The 20799-nt window shown below is 69.6% G+C and carries 11 protein-coding genes; 8 read left to right on the plus strand and 3 right to left on the minus strand.

Going from position 1 to position 20799, the window contains the following annotated elements; translation table 11 throughout:
- Positions 1–337: 337 nt before the first annotated feature.
- Positions 338–4063, plus strand: a complete 3726-nt coding sequence (locus tag CS1GBM4_RS05940; RefSeq protein ID WP_186417778.1) for a vitamin B12-dependent ribonucleotide reductase — start codon at positions 338–340, stop codon at positions 4061–4063.
- Positions 4064–5198: 1135 nt separating this feature from the next.
- Here CS1GBM4_RS05940 and CS1GBM4_RS05950 read toward each other — a convergent pair.
- Positions 5199–6032: a DUF899 domain-containing protein gene (locus tag CS1GBM4_RS05950; RefSeq protein WP_186417779.1), complete on the minus strand. Its 834-nt coding sequence runs from the start codon at positions 6030–6032 to the stop codon at positions 5199–5201.
- A gap of 265 nt (positions 6033–6297) precedes the next feature.
- Between CS1GBM4_RS05950 and CS1GBM4_RS05955 the strand changes: the two genes are divergently transcribed.
- From CS1GBM4_RS05955 to CS1GBM4_RS05975, 5 genes are all read left to right on the plus strand, one after another.
- On the plus strand, positions 6298–7521 hold the full coding sequence (locus CS1GBM4_RS05955) for a diguanylate cyclase (RefSeq protein WP_186417780.1): 1224 nt from the start codon (positions 6298–6300) through the stop codon (positions 7519–7521).
- A gap of 72 nt (positions 7522–7593) precedes the next feature.
- Complete coding sequence (locus tag CS1GBM4_RS05960) at positions 7594–8562, plus strand: Gfo/Idh/MocA family oxidoreductase (RefSeq protein WP_186417781.1); 969 nt, start codon at positions 7594–7596, stop codon at positions 8560–8562.
- A gap of 69 nt (positions 8563–8631) precedes the next feature.
- On the plus strand, positions 8632–9198 hold the full coding sequence (locus CS1GBM4_RS05965) for an ImmA/IrrE family metallo-endopeptidase (RefSeq protein WP_186417782.1): 567 nt from the start codon (positions 8632–8634) through the stop codon (positions 9196–9198).
- Between the two features lie 64 nt (positions 9199–9262).
- Positions 9263–10492, plus strand: a complete 1230-nt coding sequence (locus tag CS1GBM4_RS05970) for an aminotransferase class I/II-fold pyridoxal phosphate-dependent enzyme (RefSeq protein WP_244607075.1) — start codon at positions 9263–9265, stop codon at positions 10490–10492.
- A gap of 34 nt (positions 10493–10526) precedes the next feature.
- Positions 10527–12749, plus strand: coding sequence for a mechanosensitive ion channel family protein (locus CS1GBM4_RS05975; RefSeq protein ID WP_186417784.1), 2223 nt, complete (start codon positions 10527–10529; stop codon positions 12747–12749).
- An 18-nt stretch (positions 12750–12767) separates the two neighbouring features.
- On the opposite strand, the gene CS1GBM4_RS05980 is transcribed toward CS1GBM4_RS05975, so the two are convergent.
- Together CS1GBM4_RS05980 and CS1GBM4_RS05985 are read right to left on the minus strand one after the other, a co-directional pair.
- Positions 12768–13133, minus strand: a complete 366-nt coding sequence (locus CS1GBM4_RS05980) for a hypothetical protein (protein ID WP_186417785.1) — start codon at positions 13131–13133, stop codon at positions 12768–12770.
- A 53-nt stretch (positions 13134–13186) separates the two neighbouring features.
- On the minus strand, positions 13187–15916 hold the full coding sequence (locus tag CS1GBM4_RS05985; RefSeq protein ID WP_186417786.1) for a ribonuclease E/G: 2730 nt from the start codon (positions 15914–15916) through the stop codon (positions 13187–13189).
- 825 nt (positions 15917–16741) lie between these two features.
- On the opposite strand from CS1GBM4_RS05985, the gene CS1GBM4_RS05990 reads away from it, so the two are divergent.
- Together CS1GBM4_RS05990 and CS1GBM4_RS05995 are read left to right on the plus strand one after the other, a co-directional pair.
- Positions 16742–17827, plus strand: coding sequence for an N-acetylmuramoyl-L-alanine amidase (locus tag CS1GBM4_RS05990; protein WP_210201540.1), 1086 nt, complete (start codon positions 16742–16744; stop codon positions 17825–17827).
- Between the two features lie 269 nt (positions 17828–18096).
- Positions 18097–20544 (plus strand): penicillin-binding protein 1A, encoded by a 2448-nt coding sequence (locus CS1GBM4_RS05995; protein WP_186417788.1) that lies wholly within the window; start codon positions 18097–18099, stop codon positions 20542–20544.
- The last annotated feature ends 255 nt before the right edge of the window (positions 20545–20799 follow it).

Genomic DNA, 20799 nt, shown 5'->3' on the forward strand with positions numbered 1-20799 from the left:
TGTCGTATCCACACCTATCGGTGCGCACTAATCCTTGACGTCCGCGCCCATTCGGGACTAAATTTTGACCGTCGCGTGACGGCTGGCGGAGACGCCTTTTTCGACCCGCGAAACGAGTTCCCAGACGGGTCAGGACGATCACCGCGGCGCGCCAGTGACGGCGACGGCGAACGGCGACGTGCGGTCCGGCTGGCCGCAACCGGACGCCCGACGGCGGGACCACATCGTCGCGGGATCCAGGGGCATCAAACCGAGTTGGGCTGACATCAGGAGCCGGTGAGCAACCGGCCGCGCGGAGCGTCGGACACGCCCGCGGCAAGCATTGGGGAAGACGCTTATGCGCATCGAGCGCCGCCATACCACCGCCGGCCAGTCGCCCTATCAGGCGATCCCGTTCCGCTCGGCGGTGAGCGAGATCCGCAATCCCGATGGTTCGATCGTCTTCCGGCTCGAGGGCATCGAGGTGCCGGAGGCCTGGTCGCAGGTGGCGAGCGACGTGCTCGCGCAGAAATATTTCCGCAAGGCGGGCGTCCCCGCCGTGCTGAAGAAGATCGAGGAGAACGACGTTCCGTCCTTCCTCTGGCGCTCGGTCGCCGACGAGGCGGCGCTCGCCAAGCTGCCGGAAGCCGAGCGCTACGGCTCCGAGATCTCCTCCAAGCAGGTCTTCGACCGGCTCGCCGGCTGCTGGACCTATTGGGGCTGGAAGGGCGGCTATTTCTCCTCGGAGGAGGACGCGGCGGCCTTCCATGACGAGCTGCGCTTCATGCTGGCGAGCCAGATGGTGGCGCCGAACTCGCCGCAATGGTTCAACACCGGCCTGCACTGGGCCTATGGCATCGACGGTCCCGGCCAGGGCCATTTCTACGTCGACTTCAAGACCGGCAAGCTGACCCGCTCGAAGTCGAGCTACGAGCATCCGCAGCCGCATGCCTGCTTCATCCAGGGCGTGCAGGACGACCTCGTCAACGAGGGCGGCATCATGGATCTGTGGGTGCGCGAGGCGCGCCTGTTCAAATACGGCTCGGGCACGGGCTCGAACTTCTCGATGCTGCGCGGCGAGGGCGAGAAGCTCGCCGGCGGCGGCAAGTCCTCGGGGCTGATGTCCTTCCTCAAGATCGGCGACCGCGCCGCCGGGGCGATCAAGTCGGGCGGCACCACCCGGCGCGCCGCCAAGATGGTGGTGGTCGACGCCGACCATCCGGACATCGAGGCCTATATCGACTGGAAGGTGAAGGAGGAGCAGAAGGTCGCGGCGCTCGTCGCCGGCTCCAAGATCGTCCAGAAGGCGATGAAGGCGGTGATGAAGGCCTGCGTCAACTGCGAGGCCGCCGACGATGCCTGCTTCGATCCCGAGAAGAACCCGGCGCTGAAGCGCGAGATCAAGCTCGCCCGCAAGGCGATGGTGCCGGACAACTACATCAAGCGCGTCATCCAGTTCGCCCGCCAGGGCTATACCGAGATTCAGTTCGACACCTACGACACCGACTGGGATTCGGAGGCCTATCTCACCGTCTCCGGCCAGAACTCGAACAATTCGGTCTCGCTGACCGACGATTTCCTGCGCGCCGTCGAGGCGGATGGCGAGTGGCAGCTCAAGGCCCGCACCACCGGCAAGGTCACGAAGACGCTGAAGGCGCGCGACCTCTGGGAGAAGATCGGCTACGCCGCCTGGGCGAGCGCCGATCCCGGCCTGCACTTCAACAGCACGATGAACGACTGGCACACCTGCCCGGCCTCGGGACGCATCCGCGCCTCGAACCCGTGCTCGGAGTACATGTTCCTCGACGACACCGCCTGCAACCTGGCCTCGGCCAACCTGCTGCAGTTCTACGATCGGCAGACCAAGAGCTTCGACGTCGCCGGTTACGAGCATCTCTGCCGGCTCTGGACGATCGTGCTCGAGATCTCGGTGGCGATGGCGCAGTTCCCGAGCCGCGAGATCGCCGAGCTCTCCTACGAGTACCGCACGCTCGGCCTCGGCTACGCCAATATCGGCGGCCTGCTGATGACCATGGGCCTCGGCTATGATTCGGACGAGGGCAGGGCGCTCGCCGGCGCCCTGACCGCGGTGATGACCGGCGTCGCCTATGCGACCTCGGCCGAGATGGCGGGCGAGCTCGGCCCGTTCCCGGGCTACAAGAAGAACGCCAGCCACATGCTGCGCGTCATCCGCAACCACCGCACCGCCGCCCATGGCCTCGCCCAGGGCTACGAGGCCCTGCAGGTGACGCCGGTGCCGCTCGACCATGCGACGCTGGAGCGCCTCGGCGGCTCCTCGCTGACGCTGGCGGAGCGCGCCAAGGCGAGCTGGGACGAGGCGCTCGCCCTCGGGGAGAAGCACGGCTATCGCAACGCCCAGGCGACGGTGATCGCGCCGACCGGCACGATCGGCCTGGTGATGGATTGCGACACCACCGGCATCGAGCCCGATTTCGCGCTGGTGAAGTTCAAGAAGCTCGCCGGCGGCGGCTATTTCAAGATCATCAACCGCGCCGTTCCGGACGCGCTGCGCGCGCTCGGCTATCGCGAGGCCGACATCGCCGAGATCGAGGCCTATGCCGTCGGCCACGGCTCGATGAAGCAGGCGCCCGGCATCAATCCCGGCTCGCTCAGGGCCAAGGGCTTCAGCGAGGAGAAGATCGAGGCGGTGGAGAAGGGGCTGAAGAGCGCCTTCGACATCAAGTTCGTCTTCAACAAGTGGACGCTCGGCGAGGACTTCCTCACCGGCACGCTGAACGTGCCGGCCGAGAAGCTCGGCGACATGTCGTTCGAGCTGCTGCCCTTCCTCGGCTTCACCCGGGCCGAGATCGAGGCCGCCAACGTCCATGTCTGCGGGGCGATGACGCTGGAAGGCGCGCCGCACCTGAAGAAGGAGCACTACGCCGTCTTCGACTGCGCCAATCCCTGCGGGCGCATCGGCAAGCGCTATCTCTCGGTCGAGAGCCATATCCGCATGATGGCGGCGGCGCAGCCCTTCATCTCGGGCGCGATCTCCAAGACCATCAACATGCCGAACGACGCCACCGTCGAGGATTGCAAGAGCGCCTATCTGCTCTCCTGGAAGCTGGCGCTGAAGGCGAACGCGCTCTATCGCGACGGCTCGAAGCTGTCGCAGCCGCTGAACTCGGCCCTGATCGCCGACGAGGACGACGATGCCGACGACGCGATCGAGGCGCTGCACCAGCAGCCGCTGGCGGCGCGCGCGACGCAGGTCGCCGAGAAGATCGTCGAGCGCGTGGTGGAGCGGGTCGAGCGCGTCCGCGAGCGCGAGAAGATGCCCTCGCGCCGCACCGGCTACATCCAGAAGGCGGTGGTCGGCGGCCACAAGGTCTATGTCCACACCGGCGAATATGCCGATGGCCGCCTCGGCGAGATCTTCATCGACATGCACAAGGAGGGCGCGGCCTTCCGGGCGATGATGAACAACTTCGCCATCGCGGTCTCGCTCGGCCTGCAATATGGCGTGCCGCTGGAGGAATATGTCGAGGCCTTCACCTTCACCCGCTTCGAGCCCTCGGGCTTCGTGCAGGGCAACCAGTCGATCAAGAACGCGACCTCGATCCTCGACTACGTCTTCCGCGAGCTGGCGATCTCCTATCTCGGCCGGCACGACCTCGCCCATGTCGATCCCAGCGAGATCGGCCATGACGTGATGGGCGGCGGCGTCGAGCAGGGCAGGATGCCGGACGCGGCCGGGCCGATCACCTCGACCCCGCTGGCCTCCTCGGGCTTCCGCCGCGGCAAGCCGATCAACCTGCTCGCCATCCAGGGCGGGGCGGCGGCCAACGACGCGGTCGCGCGCGCGACCAGCACCGTCACCGGCCTTGCCACCGCCGGCGCGACCGCCCTGAAGGAGGAGCCGGAAGCCTATGGCGAGGCCGAGATGAGCAAGCTCGGCTTCGCCGCGCCGGCCGCCCAGCCGACGACGTCGGAGCGCCGGGCCGAGGCGATCATGAAGGGCTATGTCGGCGACAGCTGCGGCGAATGCGGCAACTTCACGCTGGTGCGCAACGGCACCTGCCTGAAGTGCAATACGTGTGGCGCGACGACCGGGTGTTCGTGAGAAGTCAGTCGTTTGTGAGGTCAGAACGGCCGGGTTCGTCCCGGCCGTTTTCGTTTTCACCGAAAGCACTCCTGATGAGTGGCAGCAATTCATCGGAGAACAGGCCGTGCTCGGCCGTCCAGGCATTCTGGGCAGCGATGGCTTCACTGTTCTGCGCGAGCCGGCATCGTGCGTCTTCTTCCGCGATCCTCGTCCGCAGAGCGTCCTCGGTCGGCGCGCGCCGCCTCGATCAGGTCGAAGGCGAACGAACCGCAGGCAACCCCTCTCCCGGATGGGAGAGGGGCAGGGGTGAGGGACCGCCGCTGATCGTCAGAACGCAACGGCGCCGCTGCGGCCTCCCGCGGCGAGGGCAGGCCCTCATCCGGCGCTCCGCGCCACCTTCTCCCATCCGGGAGAAGGTGGGGTCGAGGTTCCGGTGATCCACACCGTCATGCTCGGCCTTGTGCCGAGCATCCACGTCTTGCGGCGCTGATGGCATGCTGCCCAACGCAGTGCCTGGCCGCTCGGATGCAAAGGCGTGGATGGTCGGGACAAGCCCGACCATGACGGGGAGGGTGGATGCGGGGACAGGCGCTTGAACAATCCCCGCTCTCCCGACCTCCCCTATACTCGCTCGCATCCCATCCCCGAGGGGCGGCCAACCGGAGGCATGCTGATTGGCGGGGTGCGTGCGGCGCCTGCGGGTGGGGGTTGCGCCTCGCTCCCGGGAGGCTTCGGGAACCGACCTGGGGGCATTACGACCCCTGCGCGAGGAGCTCGCTAGATGAAGCGGCGGCGATCAGCCGGCGCGACGGCTTCAAGGACGCGACGGCCTGAAGAAGGCTACTGGCGTCCGAGGGCCATCGCGGCGCGCCCGCCTCCGGCTTCGCAGAAGCGCGGCCCGGGGCCTTAAAATCGCCGCCTGGCGGAGCGCCACGGGGCGTGCGGATGGTGGCTCAATCCATCCGCGCCGCATCCTGGCTCAACGGATGCGGATCTCTACCAACGCGCCTCGCGGCGCTCCGCTGCCCCTCATCTGCACGACGCCCGCGGGATCAGCCTGCGGGCGGGGAAAGTCATTGCGCCATTCCCGGGCGGAGCCCCGGGGGCGGCCTTCGGTCTACCCCGGGACAGGCGACGACGATACGCGATGCGGCTACTTCATCTCGCCCGAACAGGCCGGACACCCGCCCGCCGCCTTCCTGTCGCTCGCGGCTTTCTCGCGGAAGGCGGCTTCGCCGGCGTCCGAGACCTCGACCCATCTTTTGTCGGGCGCGGCGCCCTCGACATAGCTGTCGTGCCAGTTCCACCATTTGTAGGGCGGGGTCTGCGGGTAGCCCGGCGGCGAATCCTCCCAGGCCTCCTGGCGGCCGAGCGGGGTGAGGTCGAGATAGCTCCAGAGCGAGCCGATCGCCTCGTCGCCGCGGTCGTTGACGAAATAGGTGCGGAAGACCTTGTCGCCGTCGCGGATGAAGACGTTGTGGCCATGCCATTCGGCGACGCCGAAATCGGCATCGAAGGAATCGGTGATGGTGACCCAGGGCATGGTCCAGCCCATCCTGCGCTTGAGCCGGGCGATGTCGGCCTGCGGGGCGCGCGAAGCGTAGACCACGGTGGTGTCGCGGGCGTTGACATGGGCGAGATGGCCGACCTGGTCGGCGACCATCGAGCAGCCGCGGCAGGCCTGGTCGGGCCAGCCGAAGACGCCCGGCTCGTAGAAGGCGCGGTAGACGATGAGCTGGCGGCGCCCCTCGAACAGGTCGAGCAGGCTGAGCCGGCCCGCAGGGCCTTCGAACGCATAGGCGGTCTCGACGGCCATCCAGGGCATGCGCCGGCGCTCGGCGGCGAGCGCGTCGCGGGCCCGCATCTGCGCCTTTTCCTTGACCAGGAGTTTTTGGCGGGCGGCTTCCCAATCCCGCGGCGAGACGACCGGAGGCGTCTGCATGGCGGACGCCGCGGCGCCGGTTTCGGTCTCGGTTGCTGTCGTCATGGTCTTCGATCCTTCTCGCTGGGCCTCGCCTTGCCGCCGCCCGATGGCGGCCGCGGGGAGGCCGCGCTGCTCTCGATCGGGCGGAGTCTGATGCCGGCCGGCGGGAAGGCGGGAGTAACAATGCTGGCGCCATTCCGAGCGGGGAGGCGCCGGCGGAATCGCTCGAATGCGCCGCATCGCGGAAAGGCGGGCGAAACCGTGTCCGACGAAAGCCGTGAAACAGGGCGCTGCATCAAAGCGGCGTTAGTCAGTCGCGGCCATCGTCGTGCGCGTGCACGTCCCACCTCATGATCCGGTATCCAGGTTCGCCAGCGAAGCGCCGAATGACGCCGCGCCGGCGCGCCGCCTCGACGGCCTCGGCTTCGAGCCCGTCCTCGAGCGCGAGTATCGGCTGCACATGCGCGCCGACCAGCGCAGCAGCACGCTGGTCTGCCTGGTCACGGCGCTCGGAATCTGGCTGATCTTCATCGGGCTCGACCTGACGCGGCTCGACGATCTCGCCGCGAGCGCGCGCAGCGACCTCGCGCTCGAGCTCGCCATCGGGCTCAGGCTGGCGACGCTCGCGGTGATCGTCCGGCTGGTCTGGGTCGTGCGCCGCAACCCGCCGGTGCAATCCTATCACCACCTCACCATGCTGACGCTGGCGCTGATCGGCGTGGCCTGCGCCTTCATTTCCAACATGTACAAGCTGCGCGGCCTGCCGCAGGCCGACATCGCCCAGCTCGTGATCATCGCCGCCGTGTTCCTGCCGGTCGGGCTGACCTTCCTGCAGAGCTTCGGCATCGCCCTGCTGATCGCCGTGTTCACCAGCCTGCTCGGCTTCGTCATGCTCGGCCCGGCGCAGCTGATCGAGCACGGCCGGCTGTCGATCCTGCTGTTCTTCGCCGTCTTCGTCAGCGCCGTCGGCGCCTGGCTGCGCGAACGGGCCGAGCGCGACCAGTTCCTGCTGCGCCGCATGCTGCACAACCGGGCGATGTCGGACGCGCTGACCGGCATCGCCAACCGGCGCGGCTTCGAGGAGCATGTCACCAGGGCGCTGCAGCAGGCGCGGCGCGACGGCGTTCCGGTGGTGTTCGCGGTGCTCGATGTCGACCATTTCAAGCGCTACAACGACCGTTACGGCCATCAGGCCGGCGATATCGCGCTGGCCCTGATCGCCCGCGCCATCGACAGCGTGCTGCGCCGGCCGATGGACATGGTCGGGCGCCTCGGCGGCGAGGAGTTCGGCCTGCTGCTCTACGACACCACGCCGGAGCACGGGCAGGAGCGGCTGGAGCAGGTGGCGCGGGCGATCGCCGATCTCAGGATCGAGCACGCCGCCTCGCCGACGGCGCAATACGTCACCGTCAGCGTCGGAGCGGTCGGCTTCGACGGGCAGGAGACGGCGGCCGACCTCTATCGCCGCGCCGACGCGGCGCTCTATGCCGGCAAGGCCTCGGGCCGCAACCGGGTCGAGCTCGGAGAGGGCGGCGAGCGTCTGGCCGGCTAGACGATCCATGTCTAGCCGTCCGCGCCGCCCTGCTGCTATGCGGGCTTCGTCCCGCAGCGATGAGAGAATCCCATGTCCGAACCCGTTTCCATCGGCCTGATCGGCGCCGGCATCATGGGCGAGCGCATGCTGCGCGCGATCCTGGCGCAGCCGCCCGGGCTCGTGCGCGCCGCCGGCATCTGGGACCCGTCCGCCGAGGCCATGGCCCGGATCGCCGGCGAGCTGCCGCAGGTCGCGCGGCTGGCGGACGCCGCCGCGGTGATCGCGGCGAGCGATTGCGTTTACGTCGCCTCGCCGCCGGCCTCGCATCTCGGCCATGCCCGCGCAGCGCTCGCCGCCGGCAGGACGGTGTTCTGCGAGAAGCCGCTCGCGGTCGACGTCGCGGATGCCCGCGCCTTCGTCGCGCAGGCGGGAGCGCGCGGCGCGGTCAACTTCCCCTTCGCCTCCTCGCCGGCGGTGTCGCAATTGCAGGACTGGGTCGCGGCCGGCGCCGTCGGCGGCAGCCGGCGCATCACGGTCGAGGTCGCTTTCGCGTCCTGGCCGCGCTCCTGGCAGGCCGATGCGGCGGGCTGGCTCGACCGGCGCGAGCAGGGCGGCTTCACCCGCGAGGTCGTCTCGCATTTCCTGTTCCTGAGCCGCAGATTCGGCGGCGAATTGCGTGGCCTGCAGGCGAGCGCCGTCTTTCCCGAGGCGGGCAGGTCGGAGCGCCGGGTCGAGGCGTGGCTGATGGCCGGCGACATCCCGGTGACGCTCGCCGGCAGCGTTGGCACGACGGCGAAGGACGACCACAATGTCTGGATGCTGGAGGGCGATGCCGGCGCGGTCAGGCTCTGCGACTGGTCGCTGGCCGAGCGGCGCCAGCCGGACGGCTCCTGGCAGCGCGCGCCGAATGCGCTGACCCAGCTCGAGGCGCGGCCCGTCGCGCTCAAGCGGCAGCTGGAGGGCGTGGCGAAGCTGGCGCGCGGCGAGGCGCATCGGCTGGCGACGCTGGAGGAGGCGCTGAACGTGCAGGAGATCGTCGAGGCGATCCTGGCGAGCTGAGCCCGCCCGCGCAGCGATTGAGGCGACAGGGCGGGAGCGGTATGATCGGCGGGTCCAGGAGGCCCGCCGATGCGCCACGCCTTCCTCACCGACGCACAGATCGACGCGCGTGCCCTGGCGCATCGGCGCGAGTTCGGCTTCCGTGACGACGAGGCGGTCGAGGTCGGGGCGCTGCTGGCCAGGCTCGCGGCGCGCTATCCGGAATTCTCCTGCCGGCGCGTGGCGGACGGCTCGCTCGGCGAGGCCGAGGCGCAATGGGACGGACAGGGAAAGCGTCTGCTGATCCGCGACAGCGTGCTCCGGGCGGCCGAGCGCGGCGAGGGGCGGGCGCTGATGACGGTGGCGCACGAGGTCGGCCACGCCCTGCTCGGGCATGACGGCACCCTGAGCCGGGCGCCGGCCGGCGGGCGTGCCGAGCGGGTCTCGGCGAAGCTCCGTTCGATGGAGTATCAGGCGCGGCGCTATGCGGCCGCCCTGCTGATCCCCGATACGCCGGCGACGCGCGCGCTCGATGCGGCCGCGCTGAGCGAGCGCTACCGGGTGAGCATGAGCGCGGCGATCGTGCGCCACAGCGAGCTGCGCTCCGGCGAGAGCGCGCGGGCCTTGCCATTGCGGCAGGCGGCACTGGATCTTTGAGGCGCTTGCGGTCGGCGCGGCCGCAGGGCATGGCTCGGACAACGGGACCATGATCGAGGATGCCATGACCATCGCCGCTTCCGGCCTGCCGCCGGCGCCCAGACCTGCCGCGCGGGCGGAAGCCGTCTCGCCCTTCATCGTCATGGACGTGATGAACGCGGCCGAGGCGATCGAGCGGCGCGGCGGCTCGGTCGTGCACATGGAGGTCGGCCAGCCCTCGGCGGCGACGCCGGCGAGCATCCGCGCCGCTGCCGCCCGAGCGCTGGAGGACGGCCGGATCGGCTATACGCAGGCGCTCGGCATCGGCTCGCTGAGGGCCCGGATCGCACGGCATTATCGCGAGACCTACGGCGTCGAGCTGCCGGCCGAGCGCGTCGTGGTGACGACGGGCTCGTCCGGCGGTTTCATCCTCGCCTTCCTCGCCTGCTTCGAGCCGGGCGCTCGCATCGCGATCACGGCGCCGGGCTATCCGGCCTATCGCAACATCCTGACGGCGCTCGGGCTCGAGCCGGTCGCGATCCCGGTCGGCCCGGAGACGCGCCATGCACTGACGCCGGAGCTGATCGCCAGGGCCCATGCGGACAGGCCGCTCGCCGGCGTGCTGACGATGAGCCCGGCCAACCCGACCGGCGTGGTGATGGCGCCCGAGGCGATCGCGGCGGTGGGGGCCGAATGCCGCCGGCTCGGGCTCTGGTACATCTCGGACGAGATCTATCACGGCCTGACCTATGAGCGGCCGGCGACGACGGCGCTCGCCGCCGATCCCGACGCGATCATCGTCAATTCCTTCTCCAAATATTACTGCATGACGGGCTGGCGCGTCGGCTGGCTGGTGGTGCCGGAGCGGCTGGTGCGCACCATCGAGCGGCTGCAGCAGAATCTCTCGATCTCGGTGCCGATGCTGAGCCAGGTCGCCGGCGAGGCGGCCTTCGACGCGGTCGAGGAATGCGAGGCGATCAAGGCCGGCTATGCGCAGAACCGGGCCTATCTGCTCAAGGCGCTGCCGGAGATCGGGCTGGGCGACTTCCTGCCGGTCGACGGGGCCTTCTACATCTATCTCGACATCGGACGATACTCGAACGACTCCATGAGCTTCTGTCGGGACGCCCTCGAGGAGGCAGGCGTCGCGATCACGCCCGGGCTGGATTTCGACGAGGAGCGCGGCGCGCGCACCGTGCGGATTTCATTCGCCGGCTCGCTCGCGGAATGCCAGGAGGCGGTCGGCCGGCTCGGGCGCTGGCTGAAGGCCGGCCGAGCCGGCGCTTGCCAAGGCGGGGCGGTGGACTCAATCTAATCGGCGGCGAGGCCGGGGATAGACGATGTTGGCAATGCGGAGCTGGCTCAGGGCCATGGCGTTCTGCGGGGCTGCGCTGCTGGCCGGTGCCGCGCCGGGCCAGACGCCGGCCGTCCCGCAGCAGCCAAAGGCCGATTCCTCGCCGGTGCTGACATTGCGCGGGGACGAGAGCCCCGAGACGGTACGCAAGCTCGTCGACGCGCTGTCGGCCGGCGGGCGCAAGGTCGAGATCCGGGTCGGCGGCGCGGCTCCGCCGACCGCATCCGGACAGGCGAGCGGAGCCGCGCCGCAGCCGGCCGAGGCCGAGACGCCGGTCGAGGCCTTCTGGGATCATTTCGTCGACGGGCTCTCGCATGGCCTGCGGGCGGTGCCGCGCCTGGCGGAGCTGCCGGACGCCTGGCGTGGCGCCTGGGCGCAGAACCGTAACGGCACGGCGGGCTTCACGGCCCTGTGGCGGCTCATCCTGTGCGCGGCCGTCGCGCTCGCTGCGGCCGCGCTGTTCCGCTTCGCCTCGGCGGGCTGGTTCGCCCGGCGCCTGCGGCCGGCGGGCAGCGAGTTCACGCCGCGGCTGATCGCGTCGAGCTGGGGAATGCTGCAGGACCTGCTGACGCTCGGCTGCGGCCTCGCGGTGCTGCATGCGGCGCGCACGCTGTGGCTGCCGCAGCTCGACCTCGCCGCGACGACGCTGAGGGTCATCGCCAATGGTGCCACGATCGCGGCCGGACATCTGATCCTCGGCCGCTTCCTGCTCGCGCCCGGAGCTCCCGAACGCCGCGTCATGCCGCTGCCGCGCGCCGACCGGCACTTCAAGCTCCTGGCGTTCTACGGCATCGCCTCGCCGTTCCTGCTGACGGTGACGGTATCCGGCCAGTACGCCGTCGGCCCTGCGCCGGTCACCGGATTGTTCACGCTGGTCGGCATCGCACAGATGGTGTTCAAGGCCTGGTGGTTCATCGATGCGCGCACCGACCTCGCGGTGCTCATCCTCGGCTCGGCGCACGAGCCCGGGCCGGGCCGGCGGGTGATCGCCGCTGTGACCGGCTGGCTCTACGCCGCGCTGGCGGTGGCGATCTGGATGGTCGGCAACGCGGCGGCGATGATGGAGGGCGGCGGGCGCTGGGCCGAGGCGGCGGCACTGACGCAATTCATCATCGTGCTGGCGCCGATCCTGGCTGTCGGCATCACCAGCCTGATGGCCTGCCGGCAGGCGCATGCGGCGGCGATGGGCGAGGCGGCGCCGCTGTCGCTCGCGATCGGCCATGCCCTGCGCGCCGCGGCCGGCGGCGCGGTCTGGGCCGGCGGCTTCTATCTGCTCGCGCGGCTGTGGGCCGGCTTCCTGTTCGGCGTCAGCTCCGAGCAGTTCGCCATGCTGATGCGCCAGGCCGGCGGCGTCGCCGTGCTCGCCTTCGGCGGCTGGGTGACGATCGTGTTCCTGCGCAGCTTCTTCGACGCCTATACCCCGCGGCCGGCCGCGAGCATGCCGGGGGACGAGGATGCGGTCGCTGACGATCACACGCCCTCGCGGCTGGCGACCGTGCTGCCCGTGCTGCGCGGCGTCGTGCTCGGCGCCGCCATCGGCCTGACGGTGCTGGTGCTGCTGTCGCGGCTCGGCGTCGATATCGGGCCGCTGCTCGCCGGCTTCGGCATCCTCGGCCTCGCCTTCTCCTTCGGCTCGCAGGCTCTGGTGCGCGACATCGTCTCCGGCTTCTTCTTCATGCTCGAGGACGCCTTCCGCGTCGGCGAATATGTCGACACCGGCCGGCTCAAGGGCACGGTCGAGAAGATCTCGCTGCGCTCGATGCAGCTGCGCCACCAGAGCGGGCAGGTCCACACCGTGCCGTTCGGCCAGGTGCAGTCGCTGACCAATGCCAGCCGCGACTGGGCGACGGTGAAGTTCAATGTCCGCCTCGACCATTCGGCCGACATCGAGAAGGCGCGCAAGACGATCAAGAAGATCGGGCTGGCGCTGCTGGAGGACCCGGAGTTCGGGCCGCATTTCATCGCGCCGCTCAAGATGCAGGGCGTCGCCGACATCACCGATTCGGCGATCGTCATCCGGCTGAAATTCACCGGCAAGCCGAACCAGGCCTCGATGCTGCAGCGCGAGGCGCTGAAGCGGGTCTATCGCGGCCTGGTCGAGGCGCAGGTGCCGTTCGCCTCGAATGCCGTCACGGTGAAGGAGGGGAGCGGCAAGGGCGCCGCCGCCGCGATCGCGGCGGTGCCGCCGCCGACGCCGCTGGTGCCGGCGGCCGAGTGACCTGCCGCTTCCGGGGGATCAGCGGCCGAATTCCAGCCCGAAGAAGATGCCGAAGCCGCTCAGCGCCAGCAAGGCGCCCAGCCCGGCGGCCAGGCGGGCGGCGGACAGCCGGCCGAGCCATTCATGGTGCCGGCCGGCGCGCTCGGCCGCATGCTCCCTGTCACTCTTGCCGAACTGGCCGGCATAGAGGTCGGGCGTCATCTGCGAGCCGACCGGCAGGTCCCCCTCCAGCTCGTAGCGGACCGCGACGAAGAGGGTGAAGAGGCCGACAAGGCCGACACCGAGCCAGCCGATCGCCTGAAATGCCAGCCAGGCCACACCAATCAGGGCGGCGCAGGCGGCCACCCTCACCAGCAGGCGCTCACGGTTTCGCGGCGGCGACATACCACCTCCTGTGATGAAAAAGGCCGCCGCGATCGCTCGCGACGGCCCTGATTTCATTTGCGTCCGGCCAGCCTGTTCCACCAGCCGCCGCGCTTGGGCCGGTCCGGGTCCGGCGGGGTCAGCACGACCGCGACGGGCTCCTCGACCGGGCGGGCAGCGAGCGGTTCCTCAGCGACGGGCTCCGGGGCGGGGGCGACTGCAGCCTCAGCCACGGCCGGCTCGGGAGCGGGCGCCGGCTCGGCAGCGAGGCCGTCCTCGGTGATCGGCACGACCTTCTTGCGCGAGCGGCTGCGCTTGGGCTTCTCGGCCGGCTCGGCGGCCGTCTCGCCGGCGGCCTCGGCAGGCTTGGCGGCGGGCGCGGCCTCGACCTCGGCTTCCGCCTCGGCCTTCTTGCTGCGGCCGCGGCGGGGGCGCTTCGGCTTGGCGTCCGCCTCCGGCTCGGGAGCAGGGGCCTCGTCCGCAGCCGCGGGCGGCTCTACGAGCGGTGCGGCGACGGCAGCCGGCGCGGCATCGTCGGACTCGCCGAGGGCGGCCTCCTCGGCATCACCCGCCTCGTCCTGCTCGCCGGCCTCGTCGGCTGCACCTTCGAACTCCTGGCCCTGGCCGTCGCGCTCGCCACCACGCCGGCGCCGGCGCCGACGCCGACGGCGGCGGGCGCCGTCGCGGCCATCCTGGCCCTCGCCGTCGCCCGAGGCGCGGCTGGAGGATTCGGTGTCGCCCTCGGCCGCCGCCTCGGCGTCGGCTTCGGCGATGTCCTCATCCTCGGGCTCGTCGACGATCGCCTCGGCGCGCATGCTGGAGACTGGCACGACGCGGTTCTCGTTGCCGACGAACTCGCCGCGCTCGACCTCGAAATAGCGGGTGCCGAGCAGGGCGCCGTCGGAGGTCACCGAAATCGCGACGTTGAAGCGCTCCTCGAGATCGCGCAGATGGGCGCGCTTCTGGTTGAGCACGTAGAGCGCGACCTCAGGCCGGGTGCGGACCTCGAGATTGTGCGAGGCGCTCTTGATCAGAGCCTCCTCGAGCGCGCGCAGGATCTGCAGCGCGATCGACGGGGTCGAGCGCACGAGGCCGGCGCCGGCGCAATGCGGGCAGGGCACCGAGGAGCTCTCGAGCACGCCGGTGCGGATGCGCTGGCGCGACATCTCGAGCAGGCCGAAGGCGGAGATGCGGCCGACCTGGATGCGGGCCCGGTCGTTCTTCAGGCAGTCCTTCAGCTTCTTCTCGACGGCGCGGTTGTTGCGGTTCTCCTCCATGTCGATGAAGTCGATCACGATGAGGCCGGCAAGGTCGCGCAGGCGCAGCTGGCGGGAGATCTCCTCCGCCGCTTCGAGATTGGTCTTGAGGGCGGTGTCCTCGATGTTGTGCTCGCGGGTCGAGCGGCCGGAGTTGATGTCGATCGCGACCAGCGCCTCGGTCTGGTTGATGACGATGTAGCCGCCCGACTTCAGCGTCACCGTGTTCGAGAACATCGCGTCGAGCTGGCTCTCGACGCCGAAGGCGGCAAAGAGCGGCGTCTGCTCGCGATAGGGCTTCACGCTCTTGGCATGGCTCGGCATGAGCATGCGCATGAAGTCCTTGGCCTCGCGATAGGCCTCCTCGCCGGCGACGTGGATCTCGTCGATGTCCTTGTTGTAGAGGTCGCGGATCGAGCGCTTGACGAGGTTGCCCTCCTCATAGACCAGCGCCGGGGCGACGGAGCCGAGCGTCAGTTCGCGCACGCTCTCCCACATCCGCATCAGATATTCGTAGTCGCGCTTGATCTCGACCTTGGTGCGCGAGGCTCCGGCCGTGCGCAGGATGATGCCCATCCCCTCCGGCACCTCGAGCTCCTGCGCGATCTCCTTCAGGCGCTTGCGGTCCTCGGCATTGGTGATCTTGCGCGAGATGCCGCCGCCCTTGCCGGTGTTCGGCATCAGCACCGAATAGCGGCCGGCGAGCGAGAGATAGGTGGTCAGCGCCGCGCCCTTGTTGCCGCGCTCTTCCTTGACGACCTGGACCAGGATGATCTGGCGGCGCTTGATCACCTCCTGGATCTTGTATTGGCGGCGCAGATTGCGCGGGCGCTCCGGCATGTCGTCGAGGGCGTCGCCGCCGCCGAGCTGTTCCGGCTCGTCCTGGGCATCCTCGCCGCCGTTCTCGTCCTCGCCGTTCTCGTCGTCCTGCGACGGGCGGCGCGCCTCGGCGGCGTCCCCGCCATCCTCGGGGGTGGTCTCGAAGGTCAGCGGGGCTGCGTTCTCGGCCGCGTCCTCGCCGGCGGATTCGGCGATCGCCGGCGCGAAGCTCTCGCCGAAGGCGGGCGCGCCCTCGTTGACCATGGCGGCTTCCTTGCCATCGGTCTCGATCAGCCCTTCCGGCTGCGCGGCACCGGCCTCGACCTCGGCGCTGACCGTCTCGCCACCCTCGGCGGCGCGCTTGGCGCGGCTGTCGCGATCGCGGCGGCCGCGGCGGCCGCGACGCTCGCGCCGCTCCTCGTCACGCTCCTCCTCGCGCTCGGCGCGCGCTTCCTCCGCGAGCAGGGCCTGCCGGTCGGCGACCGGGATCTGATAATAATCGGGATGAATCTCGGAGAAGGCGAGGAAGCCGTGGCGGTTGCCGCCATATTCCACGAAGGCGGCCTGGAGCGACGGCTCCACCCGCGTCACCTTCGCCAGATAGATATTGCCGCGGAGCGGCTTGCGACTGGCTGATTCGAAATCAAACTCTTCGATGCGCGAGCCGCGGGACACCACGACCCGGGTCTCTTCCGGGTGGGTGGCGTCGATAAGCATCTTGTTGGCCATGGGACAAATCCATTGGCGCGGCGGCCTTGGCAGTCCGCCGGGCTGCGGATGACGATCCGCTGCCGCGGGCAGGGGCGCCGCGCGTCGGCCGGCTGAAGCCGGCATGTTGCAGGAGGGAAAGCTCGATCAAGAAGCGACGACGGGAACGGGCGGCGGGGCGGGCAGACAGCCCGTCGCCACCTGAGAGGTCTCGACGAAACACCGAAAGGGAAAGCGGCGTCGTTTGCCCCGACATCTGACCTTTGACCTGCAGCACGCCGCGAAACCGGGGCGCACCGCGTTGACACGCTCGCGAACAAGAGGACCGGCCGCCGATTGCTGCCTGGCGCAAGCCCGCCCGCGGACGATTCCGTTGTCGGCTGCCTTCGCGTCGGCCCGGATCGGTGTGACGGATCCGGTCGTCCGGCCGGTTCGCAGGGCGTCGGCGGGCAAAGAGCCCGGTTTGCGCGCTGCGGTGGCCTTCGCGATGCAACCATCTCCATTACAGACAGGCGGTGCATTTTTGCAAGCGCGTTAACGGTGAGCGGAAACCCCGGGGCCCGTTCCCGCCGCTGCTCCGGCATGGTAACCGGTTGTCAACCAATCACGGCGCTATGGTTAACCTTCGTTAAGCGTCGAACGGGCGAATCGAGGAGCTGTCTCCTGCTGCACGGGCCTTGCCTTTCCGTCGCCGCGAGCCTGCGCCGCCTCGCGGGGCCGGCGCGGCTGTTCGTTGCCGCCGCCGCGACGTGGTGCCTCGCCAGCGCGGCCCCGGCGAACACGGCCGGCCGCAACCCGAGCGATTTTCCGGTCGCCACCGATGCGCGGCTGGAGGCGCATGGCGACATGGTCCGGCTGACGATGACGCTGTCGCGGCCGGTGGCCGCCAGTGCCTCGGTGATGACCGGGCCCGACCGCGTCGTCGTCGACCTGCCATCGGTCAACTTCCAGATCGATCCGAAGCAGGGGCGCCGGCCGGCCGGCTTCATCTCCGGCTTCCGCTATGGCCTGTTCATGGCCGACCGGGCGCGCATCATCCTCGATCTCGCCCAGCCGGCCGCGGTGGCGAGCGTCGCGGTGACGCCGCAGCGCGGCGGCTTCGGCCAGCTCACGGTCGAGCTCAGGCGGACGAGCCGCGAGGAGTTCGCGGCGCTGGCCAGAGAGACGGCGGCGAAGGCGCAGCTCCCGAGCATTCCGGTCGAGCGCAAGGCCGAAGGCGATTCGCGCCGCATCGTGGTGATCGACCCCGGCCATGGCGGCATCGACCCGGGCACGCAGGTCGCTGCGATCGCGGAGAAGGCGGTGGTGCTCGCCTTCGGGCTGAAGCTGAAGGAGCAGCTCGAGGCGCTGGGGCGCTACCGGGTGATCATGACCCGCTCCGACGACACCTTCATCTCGCTGAACGACCGCGTCCGCATCGCGCGCGGCGTCGAGGCCAATCTCTTCATCTCGATCCACGCCGATTCGCTGACGCAGGCGCAGGATGTACGCGGCGCCACCGTCTATACCGGCTCGGAGCGGGCGAGCGATGCCGAAGCCGCGCGGCTGGCGGCGAAGGAGAACCAGGCCGACGCCGTCGCCGGCCTCGATTCGAGCGAGGACGTGCAGGACGTCGCCGGCATCCTGATGGATCTCGCCAAGCGCGAGACCCGCAGCTTCTCGACGATCTTCGCGCGAAACCTGGTCGAAAGGCTCGGCGGATCGGTCAAGATGCACAAGGTGCCGTTGCGTTCCGCCGGGTTCCGCGTATTGACCGCGCCGGATGTACCGTCGGTGCTGATCGAGCTCGGCTACATGTCGAGCCCGAGGGACGCCGAATTGCTGAATTCCGAGGGCTGGCGCACGCAGGCGGCCGCGGCGGTGCAGCAGGCGGTCGACCAGTATTTCGAGCACCTGCAGCCGCCGGGCAAGGCCGCTCAGAGCAAGCCCTGACGACGGAGGAGGCGAACGAGGCGATTTGTGGTTGCAAAGCCACGGTTCCGCCATGTCCGCCATGATATAGAGACGAGTTGAAGTTCAGCCGGGCAGGACGCGACGCCAGAGGGGGAGGGCGACGCCCCTGCCGCCGGAGCAGGATGCGAGACAGCGGGAGCCGGTTTTTCGCCCGAATCCCGCTCTAACGTTTGGAATCGAACACGTTTTATGATCCTGGACCGATTCGATCCGGGATCATCGTGATCTAGCCGAGGTCAAAGTTCTCGATGCGGTTCATACTGCGCCTTTTCGGATGGGCGTTCGCAGCCGGCACGATCCTGTTCGTCATCGGCGTCGCGGGGGCGGCGGGCCTCGTCTGGCATTACTCCAAGGACCTGCCCGATTCGGCGCAGCTGCGGAACTACGAGCCGCCGGTGATGAGCCGCGTCCATGCCGGCGACGGCAGCCTGATCGCCGAGTTCGCGCGCGAGCGCCGGCTCTACCTGCCGATCCAGGCGGTGCCGAAGCTGATCATCGACGCCTTCCTCTCGGCCGAGGACAAGAACTTCTACAGGCATTACGGCGTCGATCCCGAGGGCTTGGCCCGCGCCGCGATCTCGAATTTCCGCAATCGCGGCTCCGGCCGCCGGCCGCAGGGCGCCTCGACCATCACCCAGCAGGTGGCGAAGAACTTCCTGGTCGGCTCCGAGCAGAGCATCGAGCGCAAGATCCGCGAGGCGCTGATCGCGCTGCGAATCGAGTCGACCTATTCGAAGGACAAGATCCTCGAGCTCTACCTCAACGAGATCTATCTCGGCGCCCCGGCGCCGGGGCAGGGCAGCTATGGCGTCGCCGCGGCGGCGCTGAACTATTTCGGCAAGTCGGTGCACGAGCTCAACGTGCAGGAGGCGGCCTATCTCGCCGCCCTGCCTAAGGCGCCGACCGACCTGCACCCGTTCCGCAACCGCGAGCGCGCGATCGAGCGGCGCAATTACGTGCTCGACCGCATGGCCGAGAACGGCTTCGTCAAGCGGGCCGACGCCGAGGCGGCCAAGAGGCAGCCGCTCGGCGTCAATCCGCGCACGGTCTCGCCGAACCAGATCGCCGCCGGCTACTTCGCCGAGGAGATCCGGCGCGAGCTGCAGGATCGCTATGGCGAGAAGAAGCTGCTCGAGGGCGGGCTTTCAGTGCGCGCCACGGTCGATCCGAAGATGCAGCTGATGGCGCGCAAGGCGCTGGTCGACGGGCTCGTGCGCTTCGACGAGGCCCGCGGCTGGCGCGGCGCGATCCAGAAGATCGACGCGGCGAGCCGCGAATGGGGCCTCGCCATCGGCGAGTTGCCGGTGCTCGGCGACGTCAAGCCCTGGCGCCTCGCCGTCGTGCTCGACGTCGCCGGCGACAGCGCACGCGTCGGCCTGCAGCCGATCCGCGAAGCCTCCGGCCAGCTCCGGCCGGAGCGCGAGACCGCGACGCTCGGGCCGGAAGGCATCCGCTGGACGCGGCGCACACGCGTCTCGCAGGCGGTCTCGCCGGGCGACGTCGTCTATGTCGAGCCGATCGACGGCAAGCCGGGGCAGGTGCGCCTGCGGCAGATGCCCGAGGTCAACGGCGCCATCGTGGCGATGGACCCGTTCTCGGGCCGCGTGCTCGCCATGGTCGGCGGCTTCTCGCACGACCAGTCGGAGTTCAACCGGGCGACGCAGGCGCTGCGCCAGCCGGGATCCTCGTTCAAGCCCTTCGTCTACGCGACGGCGCTCGACAACGGCTACACGCCGTCGAGCATCGTGCTCGACGCGCCGATCGAGGTCGACCAGGGCGGCGGCCTCGGCATGTGGACGCCGAGCAATTACGACGGCAAGTTCACCGGCCCGCGGACGCTGCGCTACGGCATCCAGTTCTCGAAGAACCTGATGACCGTGCGCCTCGCCAAGGATGTCGGCATGCCGCTGATCGCGGAATATGCCCGCCGCTTCGGCATCTATGACGACATGCTGCCGGTGCTCTCGATGTCGCTCGGTGCCGGCGAGACCACGGTGATGCGGATGACCGCGGCCTATTCGATGCTCGCCAATGGCGGCAAGCGCATCCGGCCGACATTGATCGACCGCATCCAGGACCGCTGGGGCGCGACGATCTACAAGCACGACCAGCGCATCTGCGAGGGCTGCGAAGCGGAGAAATGGGCGAGCCAGCGCGAGCCGCGCCTGGTCGACAACCGCGAGCAGGTGCTCGATCCGCTGACCGCCTACCAGATGGTCTCGATGCTGGAAGGCGTCGTCCAGGGCGGCACGGCGACGGTGGTCAAGTCGGTCGGCAAGCCGCTCGCCGGCAAGACCGGCACGACCAACGACGCCAAGGACGTCTGGTTCGTCGGCTTCTCGCCGGACCTCGCGGTCGGCGTCTATATGGGCTTCGACAAGCCGAAATCGCTCGGCAACTCCGCGACGGCGGGCCAGTATGCCGCGCCGATCTTCCGCGACTTCATGACCGTGGCGCTGAAGGACAAGCCGGCGACGCCGTTCCGCGTTCCGCCCGGCATCAAGCTGATCCGTGTCGATCCGCGCACCGGCATGCGCGCCGGCGGCGAGGGCGGCATCCTCGAGGCGTTCAAGCCGGGTACGGCGCCGCCGGACAGCTATTCGGTGATCGGCGCCTCGGACGGCAGCGGCGGGGCGATGAGCGTCGCGCCGGCGGGGGGCCGCTCGGTCGGGTCCGGCACCGGCGGGCTCTATTGAGCAGGGCGGCCGGCGCGGACCTGACGGCCGCGCCGCTGCGGGCGGTCCTCGAGGCCGCAGCGTGGCGCTGTGTTGCGATGTCCTGATCCTGCTCGCGCGGCCGTTCCACGGGCGTTGTCCGCCCCACGGCGCCCGGGATCGTCTGCGAAGCCGCCGGTGATCCGCATTTCTGGCAGGCGGAGGATCGCCATCGCCGCGCATGCCTCGCCGCGCCTTCTGACGGAGGCGGCATTTACAGGGCGGCGCTTCGTGCCT

It is taken from the genome of Allobosea sp. CS1GBMeth4, assembly GCF_900185715.1.
In the GTDB taxonomy this organism is placed as follows: Bacteria; Pseudomonadota; Alphaproteobacteria; order Rhizobiales; family Beijerinckiaceae; genus Allobosea.